Origin of the sequence: Shewanella yunxiaonensis, assembly GCF_018223345.1 — a bacterium.
GTDB classification, from domain to species: domain Bacteria; phylum Pseudomonadota; class Gammaproteobacteria; order Enterobacterales; family Shewanellaceae; genus Shewanella; species Shewanella yunxiaonensis.
Window position 1 is genome coordinate 3,740,018 of sequence record NZ_CP073587.1, and the last position, 23,935, is coordinate 3,763,952.

Below are 23,935 nucleotides of genomic sequence, written 5' to 3' on the forward strand. Positions count from 1 at the left end.
AAAAACGCCAGCATACGCTGGCGTTTTTTATCACGAAATAATGGCGTTAGAAACGATACTCGTAGCTACCAAACAGGCTGCTATTGGTGTCATTGCTACGCGTTTCAAACTGCGAACGTGAAGCTGTGCCTCCGAGGGTTACCATGCCATTGAAAGCAGGCATACGATAACTGAGTTCTAACATCAGTAGATCTTCTTTGGGGGGCATCGGTGCCCAGCCGTTATCCACATTCTTGCCATCATCATTCAGCTTGGCATAGCGTAAATATGCCTGGATACCACGGCTATTGGTATATTGGCCTATTAATCCAAGCACATACACTTTCGCATCACTATCGTAAGTAGAGCCTAAGCTACGGCGATAGTAGCGGGAACCACTGAGATAGGTGCTGTGTTCGTAGAAACAGTTAAACGTATTGGGGTCGGTACCACAGGCCACCAAAGTGTTCGAGTATTCCAGAAACAGTTTGTACTGCTGCTGATTGAAGTTAAAGCGGGTATCAGCGCCATATAACTTGGCACAGTCTGCTAACTGCCAAGGGGAAGGGCCACTGGAATCTTCGCAAGTTTTCTCCAAATATAGCCCCACCGGCACACCGAACCAGTTGTCAGCGTAGCGGATATCATAACCGGCCATCTGGTTCCCTATCTTGCTCTCCAGCGAGGGGGCACAAGTCGTAGAACCATCAGAACAAACGGTATTGCCCGAAATCGTATCCCAGAAGGTGCCAAGGCCGCAGTCCTGCCCCTGTCCGCAGATCTGCGTGGTCCAGGAGAAGCCGATCTCTAATTGACGCAGCGGTCTCAACGTACCGCGGAAATTCCATAACGCAGTGTCCTCAACGGCACGGTCATCATTTTCCCAGCTGAAGCCAGTAGTCAGAGTCCAGGGACCGATCCAGGACAACCAGGGCGTTTCGAAACCATGGGCATCATTGCGACTCAGCATCAGTGATGGCATAGGTCTGGCATTGGTACTTTTGATGAGATCGGTGTCAAATCCAGGCCCCCACCACTGCGGTACACTCCCCATCGTTACCACCCAGTTGCCCAGAATGGCGGCAAAATAGGAATCATCCAGGCGTAACGCTTTATCATCTTCCGGGTCCAACGCACCGGTAACTGACAACTTGTAGGCAAACCGCTGACCGACATAATCATGCGATGCAGTAAGTTCGCCTTTTTCCCGGTAGTCAGAGCCGAAATGCTGAAAACGAGCACTATCAGTTGCCAGCGAAGCTTTGATTTTGCTGTTGCCTTCATTACTGATGGCCTGCTGGTAATAATAATTAACGCGCGCATACGCCTGTTGCTGCGCAGCGGTGAGTTTCTCGGGTTCAACTTTGGCCAAATCAGCCCCAATACCGGCCCACATCAGCGGATAGGTATTCACCGGCACGGTAATCACCCCGGCATCAGCCAGCGACTGAATGTCGGCACGCAGGTAAACATCACTGGTGTCGACCCAAGGCGCGGCGCTCACCAAGGCGCTGCACAGTAACGCGCAAACGCCCAATATTGATTTAAACCACTTATGTTGCATCAATTACTTCCTTGTTTTTTAAATACTTGCACCAGTGCTTTCGCGACTTCAGGATGGACAAACTGGCTGATATCGCCGCCATGTAGCGCCACCTCTTTCACCAATGTCGATGAGATAAAAGAGTTTTCTTCGGATGGTGTTAGAAACACACTCTCCAATCCTGGGAAAAGGCGTCGATTCATGCTGGCCAGCTGAAACTCATATTCAAAGTCAGACACTGCCCGTAACCCGCGCACCAACACGCTCGCCTGTTGCTGTTTGGCAAAATCCACCAGCAATCCACTAAATCCCACCACTTCAACGTTGGGCAGATGCGCCGTCACGGTTTGCAACATATCAACGCGTTGTTGCAGCGAAAATCGTGGCTGTTTCGAGGGATTAGCAGCAACCGCAATGACGAGTGACGGGAACAACGCTGCCGCGCGCTCGATCAGATCGGTATGACCATTGGTGACGGGATCAAACGTTCCGGGATAGATGGCTCTGGTATGCATTGCTCCTCCACTGCACCGAAGATAAATCTCGCGATAACGTTCTGTATCGCTGTTGGTTTATCCGTTCTTTGGTGCGCTATTCTGCCACAACTGTTAGTCTCATGCACAACCATCCGCTGTAGGATGGTTAACAGTTATTCGTCCGCAATGAGCGCCAGATACTGCTGTACTATGGTGTCCAATGTCACCTTGGAGAGGATCTCCGCATCGGTCACATCTGGCTTGCTATCAAGCAATTGATCCAGCTTTTTCGCTAATGCCACCGGATCTCGCCGGGGTACCAGCCATTGCGCCAGATTGCCCGTCAAAATTTCTGTTGGTCCGTGAGGACAGGCAGTGCTAATGGCCGGAGTTCCCAAGGCAAGGGCTTCCAGCAGTACATTGCCAAATCCTTCATAATCAGAACTCAGCACCAAAGCGCGGGCATGCTTGATCCACGGAAACGGATTTTGTTGGAAGCCCGCGACAATCACTCGCTGCTGCAATCCAAATTTAGTTATGGCTTTCTGCGCTTTCTTACGATTACTGCACAACAAGATTAACGGAAGGTTATGTTGCATCTGCTTTAACGCGGCAAACAGTACATCGTGACGTTTCTGCCGCGCAAAACGCCCAACGTGGATCAGATAATCACCTTTGGGCAAATCTTCGGGAATAAGCTCAGCTTGCGCGCGGATCTCCGCCAGCGCAAACGGATTATAAATGGTGGTCACTGAAGCCGGCATGATCCGTGTTGACTGGCGTAACTCGTCAGCGACACCTTCAGACACAGCGATAAGATGCTGACCATTCAGTGCTTTCTGTGCCCGCCACATCTCCAACCAGGCGATAGGCCCGAGTTTGCGCTGGCGTTTCAACTCCTCGTCCATTGAGTTATGCACCACACAGTACAAGGGCGATACGCCTGTATGTGTCATCAACAAATTGGTCTGATGCAGGTTGGACAGAAACAGATCAAAACGTCCAATGTTCTGCTGTAATTGTGTCAGGAAATTTTTAAGCTTGGCCACGGTGCCGTTGAGGCGCCAAAAACTGTCCAGATTGTGTTCATTGGCACCGAAGCAAAAGTGCAAAGGAATATCCACCGGGACTTCATGTTCAACCGCAGGTTCCAACACCAGCAGATGTGGTTCATGTCCCCGGGCTTGCAGTCCCTTTGCCAAGGTCAGCATCACCTTTTCGGCACCGCCGCCGGAAAGCGAATCAATCACAATAGCGATACGTTTAGGTAAAGTCGTATGGGACATTAGCAAAATCCTGATGCGACATGCCGGAGTGGGTACATAGTTATCGGAGCCCCACAGAGTCGTCTTTTTGTATCGATAACTCCGCTAATGCAGCATATTTATGAAAAGCATACTCGCCAAGAATAATCGCCATCAGCAATCCCCGCCAACCGTCTAAAAATCCTAAACTGAGGACATATTGCTGGAAAAAATCGGTGAAAAAACGCAATACCGCAAAAGCAATCGTGCTTTTTTTACCTTTGTTGGCTTTTTCCTGCGCCATCAGGCAAGCGTACTTAAGATGTTTTTCCTGCACATGCTGATAGTTGCGCCAACTGTAGTGTAACAGCGCGGATTTGAGTACTTTGATGCGCTGGTTGGGCTGCAACAACGTCTCATGTACCTGTCGTTCCTTAAACTTCGCCCCGACCTTATAAAACAGTTTGCCTTGTGGTGCGGTGTAACGGCCATGATTCAAAAACTTGCCGAAAAAATAGGTTTTCCAGGGAATTTTAATCATATTGACACCAGGATCGGCAACAGACAGCACTTCATCAATTTCTGCTTTCAAAGCTTCAGTCATCACCTCGTCGGCATCGATGGTCAATACCCAGTCATACTGGCACAGAGCCAAAGCGCGGTTACGTTGTGGGCCATACCCCGGCCAGTCAGTGCAATGCACTTCACTGGTATATTTTTTAGCAATTTCCACTGTGCCGTCGGTACTGCCTGAATCCAGAATAATCAACTCATCAACCCAACCGTGCAGTGGCGCCAGGCACTGTTCGATACGGTCAGCTTCATTACAGACGATCAGAAAACAGGAGATTTTATGTTGTCTCATGCGACTTCGCTCTTAGTGAAATATTTACTGGATGGGCCTTTGCTGTCGATTGCAGCAGTCTAATAGCAACTTTCGCTGTGTAATAACGTCCATCACCTGCTGCACAGCAATGTCGCTAACATAACCATTATCTGCGGCATAAATAACTGTGGACAGCGCACTCTTGGGTGGCGCCCAGTAAGGTTTACGTTGTCGCATCAAGGCAATCAACGGTACTTTTAACGCTCCAGCGAAATGCATGATAGAGGTTTCGACGCTAATGGCTAAATCGCTACAAGCAATCATCGCTGGCAGCTCAAAAAAATGGCCACTCACGGTAAACACCGCTATCTGCGACTGTAACGCGGTCGGTAATTGGCTCACTGCCTGTTGAATTTCCTGCTGTTTTTCACCAGTGACATTCAAGATAAATCGGCTTTGTCGACGCTGATTCACGGTATCAATCAACGCAAATAATTGGCCGATACTCCAATCCCGGCGATGATCGGTGGACAGATGATTAAGGAAAACTAACGGGCCGGATTGATTGGGAAAGTGTTGTGCAATCCACTGCTGAGCGGCGGTAAGGTATGGCTTATCGGGTCGCAGCGATGGCAGTAATGCCGAGCCGGCTAACTCAATCCCAAAAATTCCGTGCGCCCACTGATAATAACGGTCGGTGATGTGATGATCCTGCGGCAGTAACCTGATATCTGGAGCGAACCGTGCATTGGCTTTGCGATAAAACCAGAAACCTAAACGCTTGGCCAAAAAGGACTGGCAGGGGCCAGCCACCAGTAGTGCGGCAGGCGCGATTTTGCGGGCAATGCTCAAGTAACGTTTGCCCCGTGATTGTGGCAAGGTCACAATAATGTCGTAACCTTGCTGTGCCGCCTGAGCTATCTGCCGTTGCTGCTGTACTGGTGAATCGCAACAGCCCCACATGTTTCCGAAGGCAGGCTCAGCTTCAATCCATTGCTGCATAATGTGGCTACGCGCTAACCGCCATACTTGCTTATCGTTGCGATCATCATCCAACCAGATATCGATTTGCAGATGCGGGTATTGTTGCTTTACCGCTTCCAGAAAGGTTTTGATATACAGAAAGTCGCCTAACGCAAAGGGAGACATGACCAACAGTTTTTGGGCTTTCAGTAGTAATGCCTTGTCGATTACGGCCATTGTGTTATATCACCTCTCGATTCTGGTGCAGGATGGCTGCCCGATATCTATTCAGAGTAAAGCTTCAATTTGGGCGATGGCGGCGTCAAGTCCGTTACTCAACCCTTGTGACGCCATCTGCTGTTTGAGTCGGTTAATCGTCTGAGGTTCCTGCAACTGGCGCGAGGCCTCAACCAAAGCGGCGGCATTAAAATCCGCCTTCAGACACAGCTGCTGTCGTACACAACTATCCACCCTGGCAAACTGATCTTTCGACACCGATACCGCCAATGTCGGGACATGTAACGCCAACGCCTGCAACAAGGTGTCGCCACCTGCGAGTACCGCGCCTTTTGCGGCACTCAGTAGACTGATGAAATCGGTGTTATTGATTGCCGCGATACCGATAACCCCTGGTAACTGAGGCAATGCCTGCGGGTAATTGGGGCCATATACGACGATACAGGTCATGCCTGTTTGCTGATACATCGCCGCCGCCGCCTTGGCAAATGCATCAGCCACCAAGATGCCATCAACGCGATGACCTCCGGAACCGGCGTTAAACAGCCAAAAAGCGTCCGACTGCAGTTGGTACTGTTGTAGTAATGCGGTTTGTCGAGCCTGGTTAGGTGGACAAAAAACCGGCCCGATCACCAGCGGCTCCGACTTGTGTAATAACCAGAGTTTGAAACGCTCAAGCCAGCTGATATCACCGATAAAGAAGTGTGGTTGCACCACTAAATGACTATCCGTGGCGCAGATACGCTTCCATTTCAGACCACGGCTGCGTTTGCGGCGATGCTGACTAATAAACACCACTTTGGCGCCACAATGCTGAGCATGTTGCAACTGTGTGCGGCGGCCAGAAGCGTCGAAAATCGCCACATCTGGTCGATAATCTGAAATGATACGATTAACCGCAGCAACGCGCTTGGTTGGTGTCTCATCCAATAAGTCAGCCGCATAAGGACAATTCGCGGCATAAGGCGCATCACGATTTAAAATAAAATGGATCTGCGCCTGAGGCCAACGGCTAACGACGGCATCGGCTAATATCAGTGAGCGCATATACTCGCCGATGCCTTCAGCAGAAGACACCGGGATAAATAAAAATTTCAGGTCCTGACGGGACGGCTCTGCCATATATGCTTCCATTGATAATTACAGGTGCTGTTCTGCTATCACCTGATCAAAAACTTCCTGTACTGCCGCAACCGATATGCGTTCCATCAGGTGTTCACCTTTGGCGCGAGTTCCCCAACGTACCGGTTTATCCGGATGTTGCTCCGCAATCACTTGGTCATAGACGCTAACCACATATTGGCGCCATAAATAAGGCCCCGTCCGGCCGGGATTAGAATGAGCATATAAGCCAATCACCGGCGTTCCCTGAGTGACCGCCATATGGGTTGGCCCGGTATCCGGAGCCACCACCAATGATGCCTGACGTAAGATTGCCAGCATCTGAACCAAACTGGTTTTTCCAACGAGGTTGCTGATCTTACACTGACACGCGTTGATGATATCAACGGCCAGTTGCTGTTCCATGGCGGCAGGGCCACCACACAACATGATATTAAACCCCTTTGCCGCGGCATGTTCTGCCAGAGCCGCGTAGCGTTCTGGTAGCCAATTGCGTTCTGCTTTACTGGCAGCCGGGCAGATCACCAACCAGCGCTGCGTGCCCATCTGTTGCTGGGCAAATTCAGTAGCTACAACTGGCACTGGGATCTGCCAGCGCGGCGCTAGATCTGTTACCCCTAACTTGGCAGCAAATCCCATGAAGCCATCTAGTACATGCGGCGTTGCCAATGGCGCCACGTGTTCATTAGTGACTAACCACTGGCCTTCTTTAGCCCGTGCTCGATCAAAACCGATACGCACTTTGGCCGGGATCATCAAAGAGGCAATAGTGGCGCGCAATGCCACCTGCATATGTAGCAGTACGTCAAAACGGCGGCCGTGAAATGCATGTTTGAGTACCCGATAACTTCGCCAACCTTGGGATTTATCAAACACGACAAACTCAATTCCCGGCAAATGTTTAAGCAGCTGATACTCCACCTTACCAATCACCCAGGTGATCGCTAGCGCCGGATATTGCCGCTGGATCGCCTGCACCATGGCAACCGCATGGCAAACATCGCCAATCGCAGATAAACGCAATAAACACAGTGAACGGATTTGGCGGGGATCAAAACTCATCGGAACAAATGCCGGTAATGGGATGCAAGCCCCGGATCTTAATGTAGAATGGCCGCAGGTTCCATGCTTACACATTAGATTTCCCATGCAACTGATAAAAACCGCCAACGGTTGTATCGCTACCACGAAGACAACGCCTTCGGATATCACCCCGGAATGGTTCCGCGAATCGTTCTGGCGGCAACGCCAGGCGATCACTGGCTCATCCACCGGCCGTTACATCACCTGGTTTGTGCAATATGACCAGCAACAGTGGGTGCTGCGCCATTACTGGCGTGGCGGTCTAATGGAAAAATTCAGCAAAGATGCCTATCTGTTTACCGGTTCCAACCGCACCCGTGCAGTGGCAGAGCTGGCGCTCCTAGAAAAGCTGTATTTGCAGGGTTTGCCGGTACCCAGACCCGTCGCGGCCAATGTGGAACGCTTTGGTCTGTGGTATCGCGCCGACATTCTGATTGAGCGCATTGCGGGAGCGCAGGATTTGGTCGCAATACTCGCGAACACCCCCATGAGTGACACCCAATGGCAACAGCTTGGTGCCCAGATTGCAGAATTTCACCGTTGCGGCGTGTACCACGCCGATCTTAACGCTAAGAATATTCTGCTAAGTGGCAACCAGTTCTATCTGATTGATTTTGATCGTGGCAGTGAAAAAATCCCTTTGAAAATCTGGCAGCAAGCGAATCTGGACAGATTGTTGCGCTCATTCAATAAAGAACAAGGCAAACAGCCAGCACTGGCATTTAATGCGCAATGCTGGCAATGGTTAATGGCAGGATATAACCGCGTTAACCCGCTGGCTTGATTGTCGCCAGCTGTTGCAGTACCAATGAGGTTTGACGCTGCAACGCGCCTTTGTTAGCCGCGACCACAGATAAACTGGCACGGCTGGCATGTTGCCAACAAGCAGGTTCCGCCCATAACGGCTGTATTGCGGCAGCCAGTTGTGATGCATTTTCGACAAGCTGCATCGCGCCTGCAGCCACCAGCATTTCACTGATCTCTTTAAAATCCCAATGATTAGGCCCTTCAAATACTGGTAATCCTAACGCGGCGGGCTCCAGTGGATTATGACCACCATTATTGATCAGCGTGCCGCCGATGAAGGCAATATCAGCACAACTGTACAAAGCCAATAATTCCCCCATGGTATCGCCCAGCAGCACTTGGGTATCCGCCGAAAGGTCGCGACTGACACTGCGACGCACAAAACGTAAACCACTGCGTTGGATCGTTTCCGCGGCATTATCAAATTGTTCGGGATGGCGCGGCACCATGATCAGCAAAGCATCTGGCGATTGTTGCAATAACAACTTATGACACGCCAGCATCGCCGCAAATTCCCCCGGGTGCACACTGCCAGCAATCCACACCGGTGACGACTGTCGGCCCCATAGCTGGCGTTGCGCCCGCGCACTGGCGAGCTTGCTTTCATCCAATTGCAGATCAAATTTAAGGCTGCCGCAGACATGCAGTTTATTCAGCGCCACCCCTAAGTCCGCAAAGCGTTGTGCTTCCACCGCCGTTTGCACCGCGATATTGTCGAGCGACTGCAACATCGGCCCGCTGAGTTTTCGCCACTTATGGTAGTTCGCTGCTGACTTAGCGGATAAGCGGGCATTGGCTAGTAGCAGTTTGGCACCTTGCTTTTTGGCTTGTTGCAATAGATTGGGCCACAGTTCGGTTTCCATAATAATCAGCAGTTGTGGTTGCAGATGCTTTAGAAAACGCCGCACACACCACGGCAGATCAAATGGCAGATATTGATGTTGCACACTGTCGCCTAAGGCTTTCAATACTTCCCGAGAACCGGTTGGACTGGTAGTGGTCACCATGAGGGTCAAATCAGGTCGTTGTTGTTGTATCGCTCTGATCAGCGGTAATGCCGCCAACGTCTCGCCCATAGAAACGCTGTGGATCAGCACATCACACTGGCGAATTTTTCCCAGACCAAAACGCTCACCCCAACGTCCTCGATAATCGGCGCTTTTTATGGCCCGGACTACCAGATATAGCAGTAGCAAGGGCGTGAGCAGGTACAACAATATAGAGTAATAACGCAGATTCATCAGGCAATTATCAAAAGGTTCAACCACAATAAGGAGAATGTTAACATAGTCGCTGGGACTGCAATAACCAGGACGTGTGTTTACCAAGGAACACTATGAAAACTCGTGACCGAATCATCCAGGCTAGCCTGCAGTTATTCAACGAAAATGGCGAGCGCAGTACTACCACTAACCATATTGCCGCCCACCTCGGCATGAGCCCAGGCAATCTCTATTACCACTTCCGTAATAAAGAAGACATCATTCGCAGCATTTTTACCCTGTACGAAACCCACCTGGAATCAGCCTTTCAGCCTTATGATCAACAGCAGCTCAATGTGGAGTTACTGATAAGTTACTTCGATGCAATTTTCTACACCATGTGGCAATTCCGGTTTATGTACGGCAATCTGGTGGATATCCTCGGTCGGGATGAGCTGCTAAAGCAACGGTATCTGAAGGTACAAGTCCGTGTACAAGCCCACGCCACCAAGTTGCTAACCCAATTATGTCACGATGGCTTTCTGAGTATCGACGCGGACAAAATCGCCAAACTGGCGGACACAATCCGTATGATAGTGAGCTTCTGGATCAGTTATCAGCTGACACAATCTGACAGCACCGGGATCACCAAGGCGGCATTGTACGAAGGTGTTCTGCGCGTACTGATGATCTTTCGTGGTTATGCCACTGCCAGCTCAACAGAAACATTTATCCGTCTCGAACACCACTATGCGGGGCTGGCCAAGAAACCGCTGTAACACTGCAAAACTGGCAATAACCCATTACACTTGCAGCGAATACTCGTGAGACTGGGCATAACAACGTCCTCAGATTTTTTGATGAAAATCAGGAGTCTGACTGAATATGGCTAATGCCACGCCAGCACAGCGAAAAATCACTGTAGAGCGGTTTGCTTTAGGGTTAAAATGCCGCCACTCCACGAGTCAGAATAACCAAACCAAGGAGACTTCAGGTGGCATCTTCCTCTTTCTACGCCCAAATTCAGCAACAACTGGCTGACACTAAAGCCGAAGGTCTGTACAAAAATGAGCGGGTGATTGTCTCCCCGCAGCAAACCGCAATTCGCGTTGGTGAGCACGAAGTGATCAACTTCTGCGCCAACAACTATCTGGGGTTAGCCAACCATCCTCAGTTGATCAAAGCAGCCCAACAAGGCATGGAAGAGCATGGCTTCGGCATGGCTTCCGTGCGTTTTATCTGCGGGACCCAAGACATTCATAAACAGTTGGAAGCCAAAATTTCCGCGTTTCTGGGCATGGAAGATACCATCCTTTACTCTTCTTGCTTTGATGCGAACGGCGGTTTGTTTGAAACGCTGTTAGGCGCTGAAGATGCAATTATCTCTGATGCGTTGAACCATGCCTCCATCATTGATGGAGTGCGTCTGTGTAAAGCCATGCGCTTCCGTTACGCCAACAATGATATGGCCGATCTGGAGCAGCAACTTCAAGCCGCCAAAGCCGCCAATGCTCGCCATATTCTGATCGCCACTGACGGTGTGTTCTCAATGGACGGGGTAATCGCCAACCTGAAAGGCATCTGTGACTTAGCCGATCAGTACGGGGCACTGGTAATGGTCGATGACTCTCATGCCGTCGGCTTTATTGGCGCGCATGGCCGCGGCACTCACGAATACTGCGGTGTGATGGGCAGAGTTGATATCATCACTGGCACACTCGGCAAAGCACTTGGCGGGGCCTCCGGTGGCTACACTGCCGCCAAAAAAGAAGTGATTGACTGGTTACGCCAACGTTCACGCCCTTACCTGTTTTCCAATTCTCTGGCCCCGGCAATCGTTAGCGCCTCGCTCAAGGTGCTGGAACTGCTAGAGAATGGCGATGATCTGCGTAACGCCGTTTGGGAAAACAGTCGCTATTTCCGTGAAAAAATGACCGCCGCAGGCTTTACGCTGGCAGGCGCTGACCACGCCATCATTCCAGTGATGTTAGGCGATGCTAAACTGGCCAGCGATTTTGCTGACGCCCTGCTTAAGGAAAATATTTACGTTATTGGTTTCTCATTCCCGGTAGTTCCGAAGGGCCAGGCACGCATCCGAACCCAAATGTCGGCCGCGCATACCAAAGCACAACTGGATAAAGCCATTGAAGCCTTTACCCGCATCGGTAAACAGCTGGGCGTTATCTGATAATTTTCAGGAAAATATGATGAAAGCTCTCAGTAAACTCAAACCCGAACAGGGTATCTGGATGGTCGATGTGGCGGAACCGACAATGGGGCCCAACGACCTGCTGATCAAAATCCGCAAAACTGCCATCTGCGGCACGGATGTCCATATCTACAACTGGGATGAATGGTCACAAAAAACCATTCCGGTTCCCATGGTAGTCGGTCATGAGTATGTCGGTGAAGTGGTTGGTGTCGGTGACGAAGTGCGTGGTTTTAAAATTGGTGACCGGGTGTCTGGCGAAGGTCACATCACCTGTGGTCACTGCCGCAATTGTCGCGCCGGTCGGACCCATCTGTGCCGTAATACATTTGGTGTCGGCGTCAACCGAGAAGGTTGCTTTGCCGAATATCTGGTGATCCCAGCATTTAACGCCTTCAGAATTCCGGATGATATCAGCGATGAGCTGGCATCTATTTTTGACCCCTTTGGTAATGCGGTACATACCGCGCTGTCATTTGATTTAGTTGGTGAAGACGTACTGATCACCGGTGCCGGTCCTATCGGCATTATGGCGGTCGCTATCTGTAAACACGTAGGGGCTCGTCATGTGGTTATCACTGATGTAAATGACTACCGTCTGGAACTGGCCCGTAAAATGGGTGCAACTCGTGCGGTAAACGTCGCCAAACAGGATCTGAAGCAGGTAATGCAAGAGCTGAAGATGACGGAAGGCTTTGATGTGGGATTGGAGATGTCCGGGGTGCCATCAGCGTTCCATGCCATGCTCGACACGATGAACCACGGCGGCAAAATCGCCATGCTCGGTATTCCTGGCGGCCAGATGGCCATTGACTGGAGCAAAGTGATCTTCAAGGGCTTGGTGATCAAAGGGATCTACGGTCGCGAAATGTTTGAAACCTGGTATAAAATGGCCAGTCTGATCCAATCGGGTCTGGACATTTCGCCAGTGATCACGCACCGCTTTGCCATTGATGACTTCCAACAAGGGTTTGATGCCATGCGTTCAGGACAGTCTGGCAAAGTGATCCTTAACTGGGACTAATCTTTTGACAGGGCACTGTACTGAAGCAGTGCCCTGATGCAAAATGTGAAATATCTCTCACTTATAACTTCAGGTCGTACATGAGTGCTTTCCAAATAATCTCTGCCACCAAATTAAAACAGATGCAGCAACAGGCAGATGTGCAAATCGTCGACATCCGCGATGCTGGCAGTTTTGAAAAAGGCCACATTCCCGGTGCTATCCGGCTTGGTAATGACAATCTGGCAACTTTTATGGCACAGGCCGATATGGAAAAGCCCTTGGTTGTCGTTTGCTATCACGGCATCAGCAGCCAAAGTGCTGCCGAATATTTGCATCAGCAAGGTTTTGATGATGTTTATAGTCTGGAAGGTGGTTTTGCTGCCTGGCCTTGGTACGACTAATGATAGAAATTGGCCAACTTCCAAATGAACGTGCAGCATTGGCGCTGATTGACTATCTGCGCGGCCAGGGTATTGAATGCCAGTTAGTTCATCTGGAACGAGGTGTTGCCATCTGTGTTGAACAACCACAACACGCCGAGGCCGCCCGCAAAGCCTTTTTCGATTTCATCCACAACCCCGGTGATAATAAATATCGCCAAGCCTCCTGGGAACACGGTGACAACCGTCAGGCTCCGGACTACGGCGCGCCTTCACTCCAGCTATTCAGTCAATTTATTACCGGTGCAGGACCAATAACACTGCTGGTAATGTTTTCCTGCATTGTTATCTTCGCCATTATGAATCTCGGCGGAGATGAAACAGTATTCAATGCCCTCGGCTTTTTTGGCAGTTCGGCTAATGCCACCCCCGCACAAGTCTGGCGGTTGTTTACCCCGAGTCTGTTACATTTTTCAGCTTTGCACATCGTATTTAATCTGATGTGGTGGTGGGTGCTGGGGGGCCGCATTGAAACGCGCATTGGCAGTGCGCCGTTATTATTACTGTTGTTGGTGGCCGGAACCTTACCCAACCTGGTGCAATATTTTGTTTCGGGCCCTGATTTTGGGGGACTTTCCGGCGTGGTCTATGGACTCCTGGGATATTGCTGGTTGATGGGACGCTTAAAACCGGCTGCCGGGATCACCGTACAACCGGCAGTGGTTGGGTTTATGCTGTTATGGCTCGCATTTGGCTTTACCGGAATGTTTGGTCTGAATATTGCCAACGGTGCCCATATGGCTGGATTAGCCGTCGGGATGGCGCAAGGTTGGCTGGACAGTCGTAAGTAATCTCATCTCAGCCTGTTGTATTCACTTACAAATTTTGTTGTCACACAACCCCTTATCTTTGCTGGGTTTGTGCATCCCAGTGTCAACATCTGCGCATCATGCTCTTGGTAAACCACCTATTACTGGGTAATGTTAAGACTTTGTTTCTGACCGATTAGTCGTATGAAAAATCTCATTTGCCTATTAGCGCTGTTGACCATGGGCTGTGCCCAACATGCTGAGAAGCCACTTAAAAACGCACTTAGTGCCATTACTAAAGAATCTGGCGGCATCATGCCCGCTGGACAGAAAGCATTACACTTCACCAAAGCGGAATTACACTGGCAAGTGTTTCCCGACAGCCAGCGGATTAGTGGTCATGCGGTATTAACCTTTACAGCCAAAGCGGCAATATCCGCGATGTCCGTCGACCTTGATCCCAAACTCGCCATTAGCCAGATACGAGTTAATCAGCAAGCCCTCCCCAACCGCGAATGGCACAACCCTGATGGGCGGCTGCAGATCCAGTTGCCACAGCCAGTCACGCAGGGAAGCACCTTTAGCGTCACTATCGATTACGCCGGTAAACCCCATGTCGCCAAGCATGCGCCATGGGATGGCGGTTTTGTCTGGGCCAAAACCGCTGATGGTCAACCCTGGATTGGCACAGCAGTTGAAGGTGAAGGATGTGACCTGTTCTGGCCTTGTATTGATCAACCTACCGGCGAACCCGAAACGGCTGAGTTATTTATCACCGTGCCAGCACCGCTGGTCGCGCCGTCAAATGGCATATTCAAAGGCATGACTGAAACAGACGGCTGGCGCACTTATCATTGGCTGGTTACACAACCCAATACTTATGCCATTGCCCTTAATATTGCCCCGTATGAAAAGCTGGAAGCCACCTATCACAGTCGCTTCGGTAACAGTTATCCAATGGATTTTTGGTATCTTAAAGGTGAAGAAAAGCAAGCCCGAGAGCTCTTTGCAGAATTTCCGCAGCAGCTGGACTTTTTCGAACAGATGATAGGGCCTTATCCCTTTAGTAACGAAAAAATGGGCGTGGTGCACACGCCATATCTCGGCATGGAACATCAAACAATCAATGCTTATGGTAACGGTTATGCCAAAAGCATTTTTGGTTATGATGGTCTACTGCAGCATGAATTGGCCCATGAGTGGTTCGGTAATCAGGTCACCAATAAAAATTGGGATGACTTCTGGATCCATGAAGGTTTTGGGACCTACATGCAACCTCTTTATGCACAATATCTGTGGGGCGATATGGCCTATGATGCGCAGTTGTATCAGATCCGCGCCAAGATAACCAACAAGGCACCGGTCGTATCGGGTCAGTCACAAACCGAAGAATCGGTTTACGATCCGGAACGCGGCCCAGGACAAGATATCTACAACAAAGGCGCCTTAGTGTTACACACGCTGCGACACTATCTGGGAGACGACAAGTTTTTCCAGGCGGTTCGTGAATTAGTCTATGGTGCCGCTGATCCACAGCCAGGAAAATTTAAGCCGCGTTATAGCAGCACCCGGGAATTCATTGATATCGTCACACGGATCAGTGGTAGTGACATGCACTGGTTTTTTGATAATTATCTTTATCAGGCACAACTGCCGGCATTGGCTGTGACGCGTCACGGGGCCGAATTACAACTGCAATGGCTGCGCACTAAATCAGCATTTCCGATGCCGGTGGAAGTCGCGGTGGACGGCAAACTCTATACCGTTGCCATGCCAGGAGGTCAGGGAAGTCTTAACGTCGGTTCCGCCACACGGATTCAAGCAGATCCGCACCAGTTCATCCTGAAAGATCAGCCGCATTTTGCGATTTATCAGGCGTGGCAACAGGCCAAGAAAGACCAGGCGAAAACGCAAAAGAAATCCGCAACAAAAACCAATTAAGGCGAATTGGCTAAGCCCAAGGAAAGCCGTTCTGTAGGAACGGCTTTTTATCGATGTAGGGGTTATGCTAACTCCAGCACTTTCGCCACCAGCTTTTCAATGCCTGAATTGGCTTCAGCGATTGATCCAGCCAGCATATAGGCGGGAGTACTGACAATTTTGCGCGCACTATCGACAACAATATCCGTCACCGGCGTATTTACATGCTCGCCGCCCATCGCACAAAAAGCACTGGCAGTGGCAGCATCATTACCAATGGTGCCCTTAGCCCCTTTATCATAAAGTTTAGGGATCATTACCGGGGCAATACAGATAAACCCAACCACCTTATTTGCAGCGATAAATTGTTGAATAAAGTCGCTCACTTCCGGCGCAACTTCCGTGGCAGCGCCAGCCACCGCAAAATTGCATAAATTTTTAGCCGCGCCGAAGCCGCCTGGGATCACCAAGCCATCAAACTCTGATACCTGCAATGCCGTCGTCGGCAATATATCACCACGGGCAATACGAGCGGCCTCTACCAACACATTACGCTGTTCACCAGCAGCAACATTACCCGTCAGGTGATTCACCACGTGCAGCTGTGAAATATCCGGCGCAAAACATTGGTATTGGGCTCCGGCTTTTGACAACGCCAGTAACGTCAGTACCGCCTCATGAATTTCACTACCATCAAATACACCACAACCACTCAACAGTACCGCGATTTTTTTCATTAAAAATTCCCTCTTATGTCATTTATGTTTAATAAAAGGTTATACAGATGTTGATCCGCTCAAAAATCATGCTAATTTATTTCTTCTATTCCAGCGAGCACAGACAACCGTCCGTCTCCGTCGTAAATCTGGAAAGGGAATTTTAGAAATCCACAACCGGGAAGATTTACACAAAACAGAATCCAGTTCACAACAATTAAAAATAACATTAAAAATCATAATATTAGATAACGAGATCTGTTCACTCCAAATCTTGCAGTTATTTTGTCAACTTTTTAACTCACAGACTTATCCACAGGATGCGAGTCAATTTGTCGTGGCTGAAAATCCGCTGTTGTGGCATGCTAAAAAGCCTTTTCAATGCAGACAATACTAAGCCACTATGCCAAAAATTGCTGAAAATCCCTTGATCCTTGTGGATGGATCTTCTTATCTCTATCGTGCCTATTATGCACCTCCACATCTGACCAATTCTAAGGGTGAAGCCACCGGTGCCGTCTATGGCGTGGTCAATATGTTGCGTAGTCTGCTCAGTAAATTCCAACCGCAGCAAATGGCAGTAGTGTTTGATGCCAAAGGACCGACATTCCGCAATGCAATGTATGAACAGTACAAAGCTCATCGTCCACCGATGCCGGATGATCTTCGCAGTCAGATTGCACCGCTGCACCAGATTATTAAAGCCTTAGGTTTGCCGCTGATATGTGAATCAGGAGTCGAAGCCGATGATGTAATTGGGACATTGGCATTAAGAGCGAGTAAAGCTGGACGCGCCATTCTGATCAGTACAGGCGACAAGGATATGGCGCAGCTGGTCGATGACAATATTACTCTTATCAACACCATGACCGACACCATTATGGGCCCCGCCGAAGTCTGCGAAAAATTTGGCGTGGGCCCAGACAAGATTATCGATTTGCTGGCCTTGATGGGTGACAAAGCCGATAACATTCCGGGATTACCTGGTGTGGGAGAAAAAACCGCCTTGGCAATGCTGCAAGGAGCCGGCAGCGTGTCACACCTCCTGGCAGAACCTGAGTGTGTCACTACCATGGCGTTTCGTGGTGCCAAGTCCATGGCCGCCAAAATCAGTGAAAACGCGGCGATATTGGAGCTATCCTATCAACTGGCCACCATCAAAACTGACTGTGAATTAGAGCTGGACTGGCAGCAACTGAACATTGAAGCACCCGACCGCGATACACTGATAAAACTCTACGGAGAAATGGAATTCAAACGTTGGCTGGGGGAAGTCCTGGAAAATCGTTTGCCACATCCACAGCGAGAGCTCACCAGTATCGGTGCGGCTGCAACTGTTGCGCCACAGGCACCAGAACCCGTAGAGATTGAAGCCAACTACGAAACGATTCTCACAGAAGCCGCATTGGCTCGCTGGTTGGAAAAGCTCATGCAAGCCCCTTTGATGGCCATAGACACCGAAACCACCAGTCTTAATTACATGGATGCCGAGCTAGTCGGTCTTTCTTTTGCCGTCAATGCCGGGGAAGCAGCTTATCTGCCAGTTGCCCACGATTATGACGGGGCACCAACACAGCTCACCAAAGATTATGTGTTATCCCAATTAAAGCCGTTGCTGGAAAATCCTCAAATCCGCAAAGTCGGTCAGAATCTCAAATATGACATGAGCATTCTGGCCAATGCCGGTATCAAGCTGCAAGGCATTCAGTTTGATACCATGCTGGAATCCTACGTGTTCAATTCTGTCGCTTCCCGTCACGATATGGATGGCCTGGCACTGAAATATCTCGGCTATAAGTGTATCAGTTTTGAAGATATCGCCGGTAAGGGCGCTAAACAGCTGACATTTAATCAGATTCCATTAGATATTGCCGCGCCTTACGCTGCCGAAGACGCAGATATTACGCTGCGACTGCACCAGCATTTGTGGCCGAGACTGGAGAAAGAGCAAGGTCTGCCGCAAGTATTCAACGAACTCGAACTGCCGTTGATCCCAGTGTTGTCACAAATCGAACGTAACGGCGTACTGATCGATACCATGCTGCTGTCACAACAAAGTGATGAACTCGCCCGCAAAATCGATCAATTAGAACTGAAGGCGTATGAGATTGCCGGTGAGCAATTTAACCTAGGTTCCCCCAAGCAGCTACAAGAGTTATTTTTTGAAAAACTGGGCTACCCGGTCATCAAAAAAACGCCTAAAGGAGCGCCTTCGACTGCGGAAGAAGTGTTGGTGGAACTCGCGCTTGACTATCCGCTCCCCAAAATTATTCTGGAACATCGCAGCCTGACCAAACTGAAGAGTACTTATACTGATAAATTACCGTTAATGGTGAATGGCAAAACCGGCAGAGTACACACCAGTTACCATCAGGCTAATGCCGCTACCGGTCGCTTGTCATCGAGTGATCCTAACTTGCAGAATATTCCGGTGCGAACCGAAGAAGGCCGCAAGATCCGTCAGGCGTTTATTGCACCGACTGGCCGCAAAATCCTCGCTGCCGACTACTCACAAATTGAACTGCGGATCATGGCACATCTGTCAGAGGATGCAGGGCTGCTGAAAGCCTTTGCCGAAGGCAAAGATATTCATCGGGCCACAGCCGCAGAAGTATTTGATGTTGCCTTTGAAACCGTCACATCCGAACAACGACGCCGTGCCAAGGCTGTGAATTTTGGTCTGATTTACGGCATGTCGGCCTTTGGTCTATCTCGGCAACTGGATATTCCGCGCAATGAAGCCCAAAGCTATATCGATATTTACTTTAAGCGCTATCCAGGGGTGCTGAAATATATGGAACAAACCCGAGCACTGGCAGCTGAGCAAGGTTATGTCTCCACCCTGTTTGGCCGTCGATTGTACCTGCCAGAGATTCGTGATCGTAACGCCATGCGACGCCAGGCGGCAGAACGGGCCGCGATCAACGCACCGATGCAGGGCACGGCCGCCGATATTATCAAGAAAGCGATGATCAGCATTGCTGAGTGGATTGAACGGGAAGCCAGTGACGATATCACCATGATCATGCAAGTTCACGATGAACTGGTCTTTGAAGTAGATGTAACAAAAGCCGAAACACTCAAACTTAAGGTGTGTGAACTGATGGCGGCAGCGGCAGATTTGCACGTACCACTGCTTGCTGAAGCAGGTATTGGTGATAGCTGGGAACAGGCCCATTGATTGTTTGAGTGGAACGTCTTCTCTACTATCTGCTACCGAAAAAGCTGCCATCAGGCAGCTTTTTTATCTTTTTTGCCACAATATAGTGCATAAATTTATGTTAATTAGACATAAAATTCAGCTCGAATCAGTCTTACAACGCGTAACAATTAAAGCTATTTTGTTTTAAAACAATAAGATATAACAAAACAAGCAAATCAATGCACCATATGTGATCAATCAAGCAATATTTATACGTTTTTAAAAAAACTGTTTTCAAATTTACGTCTAATAAGATAGTATTCAGCGCGTAGGGTACAGAGGTTAAGATGTTCTATCTTTCAGACCTTTATTTCACATTTAAGTGATGCCAAATCTGGCGCCCCGGCAAGCGATTGCCGGGGCCATTTTTTTATGGATAAATTAGAGTAATTACTTTAATTTGAAGCTATTCTGCGCTATTCTGCAAAACGTCGCCATCAGACCCCAAATTTGATGGGACTTGAGTCTTGTTGAAAATTTAGCTTCTCCCCAAAAGAGCTAAAGGTATTGAGCCGAAGATCCTGATGATCCTCGGCTTTTTTTTGAAGTAAATACTGAGGGGTTATTCAGTCGGTTGCGCAGCAGCAATGCCATCCACCAGCCATTGCGGATGACACCAATTATCAAGAATAGACAAGACTTTCTCTTTGCCGGTGCCTTTCAAAGCAGAGAAAGGCTCAACAATCACTTCGCCCTTCAACTCCTCTAATGCTTTGCGCACGTCATTAACGGTTTTCATACGCGCACTCTGCGTTAACTTATCAGCCTTAGTCAGCAACACTAAAACTGGCAGTTCACTGGCAACTGACCACTCGACCATTTGTCGATCCAGGTCTTTTAGCGGATGGCGAATATCCATCAACACCACCACACCGCCAAGACATTCTCGGTGCTGCAGGTATTCAGCTAATGCTTGCTGCCATTTTATCTTCATCGCCTGAGGTACCTGAGCAAAACCATAACCAGGTAAGTCGACCAGGCGACGCCATTCGTCTACAGCAAACACGTTAATTAACTGCGTTCTACCAGGTGTTTTACTGGTTCTGGCCAGACTTTTTTGCTCAGTCAATGCATTTAACGCGCTGGATTTCCCGGCATTAGAACGTCCGGCAAAGGCAATCTCAATACCTGATACTTCCGCCAGATGTTGCTCTAAATGGGCAATATCCGGCGCACTGATCAGAAAGCGCGTTTTGTGAAAATTGATACGGGTAGTCGTCAATTGGCAACTCCATAAACATTGATTAAAGTTACCGCAACAACGGCATGTGCTGTGCGATAATCAGATTTGTGTAAAATAACCCCTTAGTTGTGTCATATTACCATGTCAACGGCTAACTGCCGTCAATCTGTGGTAACTAACTTTTGGTTATTATGAAAATACATCCTAGCTTTTATGCGTCAGTTTTAATGGTAGCCTCCATTTCATCAGCTACAGCGGCATCCATGCCAGCCAAAGCCGCAATTTGTGCTAGCTGCCATGGTGCCGAGGGTAACAGTACTATCAGTGAATACCCATCCCTGGCAGGTCAACGAGCCTTATATCTAAAACGGCAATTGCAAGCATTTCGAGCAGCAGCAACCAATGATCATCAAAACGGTCGCCAAGACCCAGTAATGAGTGCTATGGCCGCAACACTGTCTGACGCCGAAATTAATGAGCTATCTGAATATTACGCGCGCCAGGAGCCGAGTGCAGCGTCAGCAGTGAATAAGGTAAATCGCGAAGGTAAAAAGCTTTTTCTAGGGGGCGACCTCTCGCGTGATATTGCAGCTTGCGCTGCTTGCCATGGTGCTGATGGGAAAGGTATGGCGGCTGCGGGATTTCCAGCTATCGCCGGGCAACACCAAGACTACCTGAGTGCACAGTTACAAGCCTTTCGCAGCGGTAAACGCAAAGACGACTACCAAGGCATGATGCAGGATACTTGCAGTAAGCTCACCGATGACGATATTCAAGCGCTTGCGCAATATATGGCGCAACTGCCGCATAAATGATCTGAACAACAAACACCACAATTGACGTTTACGTAAACATAAACAGCTTGACAGGGATCACGTATTTGTCTTTAATGTGCAGCGAATACAAACACTCAGACCGATAACCTAAAAAAATAATCAATATTGGCGCGAGGTTAGTTCTGTATTTTCGACATGGATGGTCGGCTTGGCGTTATGGATTGACGATTTTGTTGATGTGCCCGCAATCACACATCAGCAAAGATGAGTGCGGCGACCGCCTCACCCCCAGAAAGGTCTTTGACCACCAACAATGACACGCAGGAAGCGGCATAAAAAGCAGGGAATTTGACCGGGAGAGTCGTTTGATGCAGCAAGGATGGCTGATCAATGAATCAGGTGTTGGACACCATTATTGAGCGGCAGGCATACTGCCGCTTTTTTATGGCATAATCTCAACATCTTATCTTCAGCGTACTGATCTGATGCAGCACTGCCCACTTTGCCGTCATGACAATATCATTCCGGTCTTTGAGGATCGCCGCCGTCACTTTTTTTTGTGTCAGACTTGTGCCCTGGTGTTTGCTAATCCGAGTAGTTACTTGTTACCAAATGCCGAAAAGCAGCGCTATGGCAGATCGCGCCACGAGAGTAAACAGAAGCAGCTGGCGCATTTTATTGAAACCTTATTACTACAACTGCAATCTCTGCAATCAAATAGCTTGGAAGGGTTGAATTTTGGTCGAGTATTAGCCCCGCAACTGCTTCAACCATTGGCGCTGGCCGGGCATCGGTTACACCAATATGACCCTTTTTTCGCACCTGAACATCAGTTGTTACATCAGCAATATGACTTTATCAGTTGCTATCGCGTATTTGAGCATTTTCACCTGCCCGTCAAAGAATGGCAGATAATAGTACAGGCGTTAAAGCCCGGCGGCTGGCTGGCGATCTCCACACCGCTTTTGCAGTCAGTAGCTGTATTTTCCAAATGGCATTACAAAAACAACCCGACACACGTCAGCTTTTATCAGCCGCAAACATTTGCATATTTGGCCAAGCATAGCTGTCTGCAATTAATATTTGCACAAGGGGACTTTGTTCTGATGCAAAAAGCATCATAATTTGCTATAACACGCGCCCCGGTGACACATGACTAAACGCGTCAATGTGCATCCCGGCTAAAAGCATTAAGTTTACCGTCGAGAACGATATGACCCGAATGAAGAAATCGCGTAAGGCCGGCGACGCCGCCCCAAAACATGCTCCCAGAACCAAAAAGTCCGAGCGTGTACTTGCGCGTAAGAAACAGGATTCCGGTAACAAAGCCGGTAGCCGTCAAAATCCAGCAGGCAGTGCCAGCGCCGGAGGCTCAAAAACAGCTAAAGATCCCCGCATTGGCAGTAAAAAGCCGGTAGCTCTTGGCCAAATAGCGTCAGAGTCTGCTCAGCCTAAAGCTGCCAAGGTGAAATTAACCGATGAGCAAAAACTGCTGCAACTGGAAGAAGATCCACGATTGAATCAACTGCTGGACATGTTGGAAGAAGGTCGAGATCTGTCTGCCGAGGATCAGCAGTGGCTGGACAAACAACTGGCAAAAATCGAAACCTTGATGCAGAAATTGGGCATTGAAGATCTGGATGAACCAGTCACTGACCACAGTGACAGCGATGATGCGCTACTGGAAAAATTTGACGCTGGGCTGGAACAACTACAACAGTATCAGAAAGAGTAAGCGGGAGCCGTTTTGGAGATAACTCTGATAGTCATCGGCATGTTGATTGTCGCCGGTTTGAGTATGTACGCCACCATGTTATTGCTGCGCCTGAAAAAGCAGACCGCCGCCAATAAAGCCGCGTTACATGCACAGCAACAGGCGTTGGAACAAAAGCGGCAAGAGCTGCTGGGCGATATTCGCTATATTGCCGCCGCAATGACAGAAGATCGTTGTGAAATCTCTGAGGGCGTTTATCGCATAGCGAAACTGTTCGAATTGCTTTCGCTAACAGCGCGAGTAGAGGGTGAGTTTCCAGCTTTATATCAGCACTTTGAAGTGATAAAAAGCCATCCGATCCGAGATGCCAGAGCGCAGTTACAAAAGCAGGAGCGCATGCGCCTGGACTTACAACGGCTGAAATCAGAAGCCGCATTACAGGACTCCATCCTGCTGGAGGCGAAGCGGCTGGCACAATTTGAACCCGTGACGCATTGATAGCGCCAAGCCAATAATATTGATAAAGTTTCCAAAGCCG

The 23,935-nt window shown here is 49.2% G+C and carries 22 protein-coding genes; 12 read left to right on the plus strand and 10 right to left on the minus strand.

Annotation, left to right across the window (positions count from 1 at the left end; translation table 11 throughout):
* Positions 1-46: 46 nt before the first annotated feature.
* The 7 genes from KDN34_RS17095 to KDN34_RS17125 form a co-directional block, all read right to left on the minus strand.
* A complete protein-coding gene (locus KDN34_RS17095; RefSeq protein WP_212594887.1) occupies positions 47-1,543 on the minus strand; it encodes a capsule assembly Wzi family protein in 1,497 nt (498 codons plus the stop codon).
* The gene (gene coaD / locus KDN34_RS17100; RefSeq protein WP_212594888.1) at positions 1,543-2,037 is read right to left on the minus strand and encodes a pantetheine-phosphate adenylyltransferase; all 495 of its coding nucleotides are present in this window, start codon (positions 2,035-2,037) and stop codon (positions 1,543-1,545) included. The genes KDN34_RS17095 and coaD overlap by 1 nt, the downstream gene beginning before the upstream one ends.
* Positions 2,038-2,171: 134 nt before the next feature.
* Positions 2,172-3,284, minus strand: coding sequence for a glycosyltransferase (locus KDN34_RS17105; protein WP_212594889.1), 1,113 nt, complete (start codon positions 3,282-3,284; stop codon positions 2,172-2,174).
* A 40-nt stretch (positions 3,285-3,324) separates the two neighbouring features.
* The gene (locus KDN34_RS17110) at positions 3,325-4,107 is read right to left on the minus strand and encodes a glycosyltransferase family 2 protein (protein ID WP_228730381.1); all 783 of its coding nucleotides are present in this window, start codon (positions 4,105-4,107) and stop codon (positions 3,325-3,327) included.
* Positions 4,108-4,131: 24 nt separating this feature from the next.
* Positions 4,132-5,268, minus strand: coding sequence for a glycosyltransferase family 9 protein (locus tag KDN34_RS17115; RefSeq protein WP_212594890.1), 1,137 nt, complete (start codon positions 5,266-5,268; stop codon positions 4,132-4,134).
* A gap of 51 nt (positions 5,269-5,319) precedes the next feature.
* A complete protein-coding gene (locus KDN34_RS17120; protein ID WP_212594891.1) occupies positions 5,320-6,390 on the minus strand; it encodes a glycosyltransferase family 9 protein in 1,071 nt (356 codons plus the stop codon).
* Between the two features lie 18 nt (positions 6,391-6,408).
* Complete coding sequence (locus tag KDN34_RS17125) at positions 6,409-7,452, minus strand: glycosyltransferase family 9 protein (RefSeq protein WP_212594892.1); 1,044 nt, start codon at positions 7,450-7,452, stop codon at positions 6,409-6,411.
* An 85-nt stretch (positions 7,453-7,537) separates the two neighbouring features.
* Here KDN34_RS17125 and KDN34_RS17130 point away from each other — a divergent pair, with 85 nt between their 5' ends.
* Positions 7,538-8,257, plus strand: a complete 720-nt coding sequence (locus tag KDN34_RS17130) for a 3-deoxy-D-manno-octulosonic acid kinase (protein WP_407695777.1) — start codon at positions 7,538-7,540, stop codon at positions 8,255-8,257.
* Here the strand turns inward: KDN34_RS17130 and waaA are convergent.
* Positions 8,241-9,521 (minus strand): lipid IV(A) 3-deoxy-D-manno-octulosonic acid transferase, encoded by a 1,281-nt coding sequence (gene waaA / locus KDN34_RS17135; RefSeq protein WP_212594893.1) that lies wholly within the window; start codon positions 9,519-9,521, stop codon positions 8,241-8,243. The two genes, KDN34_RS17130 and waaA, sit on opposite strands and share 17 nt — an antisense overlap.
* A gap of 95 nt (positions 9,522-9,616) precedes the next feature.
* Here waaA and KDN34_RS17140 point away from each other — a divergent pair, with 95 nt between their 5' ends.
* The 6 genes from KDN34_RS17140 to KDN34_RS17165 all read left to right on the plus strand — a co-directional run bounded on the left by KDN34_RS17140 (position 9,617) and on the right by KDN34_RS17165 (position 15,827).
* A complete protein-coding gene (locus tag KDN34_RS17140; RefSeq protein ID WP_212594894.1) occupies positions 9,617-10,261 on the plus strand; it encodes a TetR/AcrR family transcriptional regulator in 645 nt (214 codons plus the stop codon).
* A gap of 215 nt (positions 10,262-10,476) precedes the next feature.
* A complete protein-coding gene (locus KDN34_RS17145) occupies positions 10,477-11,670 on the plus strand; it encodes a glycine C-acetyltransferase (protein WP_212594895.1) in 1,194 nt (397 codons plus the stop codon).
* A gap of 19 nt (positions 11,671-11,689) precedes the next feature.
* The gene (gene tdh, locus KDN34_RS17150) at positions 11,690-12,715 is read left to right on the plus strand and encodes an L-threonine 3-dehydrogenase (RefSeq protein WP_212596713.1); all 1,026 of its coding nucleotides are present in this window, start codon (positions 11,690-11,692) and stop codon (positions 12,713-12,715) included.
* A gap of 80 nt (positions 12,716-12,795) precedes the next feature.
* A complete protein-coding gene (gene glpE, locus KDN34_RS17155; protein WP_212594896.1) occupies positions 12,796-13,098 on the plus strand; it encodes a thiosulfate sulfurtransferase GlpE in 303 nt (100 codons plus the stop codon).
* Positions 13,098-13,928, plus strand: a complete 831-nt coding sequence (glpG, locus tag KDN34_RS17160) for a rhomboid family intramembrane serine protease GlpG (RefSeq protein WP_212594897.1) — start codon at positions 13,098-13,100, stop codon at positions 13,926-13,928. The genes glpE and glpG overlap by 1 nt, the downstream gene beginning before the upstream one ends.
* Positions 13,929-14,090: 162 nt before the next feature.
* Positions 14,091-15,827, plus strand: a complete 1,737-nt coding sequence (locus KDN34_RS17165) for a M1 family metallopeptidase (protein ID WP_212594898.1) — start codon at positions 14,091-14,093, stop codon at positions 15,825-15,827.
* A 62-nt stretch (positions 15,828-15,889) separates the two neighbouring features.
* Here KDN34_RS17165 and elbB read toward each other — a convergent pair whose 3' ends face one another.
* Positions 15,890-16,543, minus strand: coding sequence for an isoprenoid biosynthesis glyoxalase ElbB (elbB, locus tag KDN34_RS17170; RefSeq protein ID WP_212594899.1), 654 nt, complete (start codon positions 16,541-16,543; stop codon positions 15,890-15,892).
* Between the two features lie 382 nt (positions 16,544-16,925).
* Here elbB and polA point away from each other — a divergent pair, with 382 nt between their 5' ends.
* Positions 16,926-19,703 (plus strand): DNA polymerase I, encoded by a 2,778-nt coding sequence (polA, locus tag KDN34_RS17175; protein ID WP_212594900.1) that lies wholly within the window; start codon positions 16,926-16,928, stop codon positions 19,701-19,703.
* Positions 19,704-20,286: 583 nt separating this feature from the next.
* On the opposite strand, the gene yihA is transcribed toward polA, so the two are convergent.
* On the minus strand, positions 20,287-20,946 hold the full coding sequence (gene yihA / locus KDN34_RS17180) for a ribosome biogenesis GTP-binding protein YihA/YsxC (RefSeq protein ID WP_212594901.1): 660 nt from the start codon (positions 20,944-20,946) through the stop codon (positions 20,287-20,289).
* Between the two features lie 224 nt (positions 20,947-21,170).
* On the opposite strand from yihA, the gene KDN34_RS17185 reads away from it, so the two are divergent.
* The 4 genes from KDN34_RS17185 to KDN34_RS17200 all read left to right on the plus strand — a co-directional run bounded on the left by KDN34_RS17185 (position 21,171) and on the right by KDN34_RS17200 (position 23,895).
* A complete protein-coding gene (locus tag KDN34_RS17185; protein ID WP_228730382.1) occupies positions 21,171-21,722 on the plus strand; it encodes a c-type cytochrome in 552 nt (183 codons plus the stop codon).
* Between the two features lie 446 nt (positions 21,723-22,168).
* On the plus strand, positions 22,169-22,807 hold the full coding sequence (locus KDN34_RS17190; protein WP_212594903.1) for a methyltransferase domain-containing protein: 639 nt from the start codon (positions 22,169-22,171) through the stop codon (positions 22,805-22,807).
* A gap of 89 nt (positions 22,808-22,896) precedes the next feature.
* Positions 22,897-23,418 carry a Der GTPase-activating protein YihI gene (gene yihI, locus KDN34_RS17195; protein WP_212594904.1) on the plus strand — a complete coding sequence of 174 codons (522 nt, stop codon included), beginning with the start codon at positions 22,897-22,899 and terminating at the stop codon, positions 23,416-23,418.
* A 12-nt stretch (positions 23,419-23,430) separates the two neighbouring features.
* The gene (locus tag KDN34_RS17200) at positions 23,431-23,895 is read left to right on the plus strand and encodes a DUF2489 domain-containing protein (RefSeq protein ID WP_212594905.1); all 465 of its coding nucleotides are present in this window, start codon (positions 23,431-23,433) and stop codon (positions 23,893-23,895) included.
* Positions 23,896-23,935 lie beyond the last annotated feature (40 nt).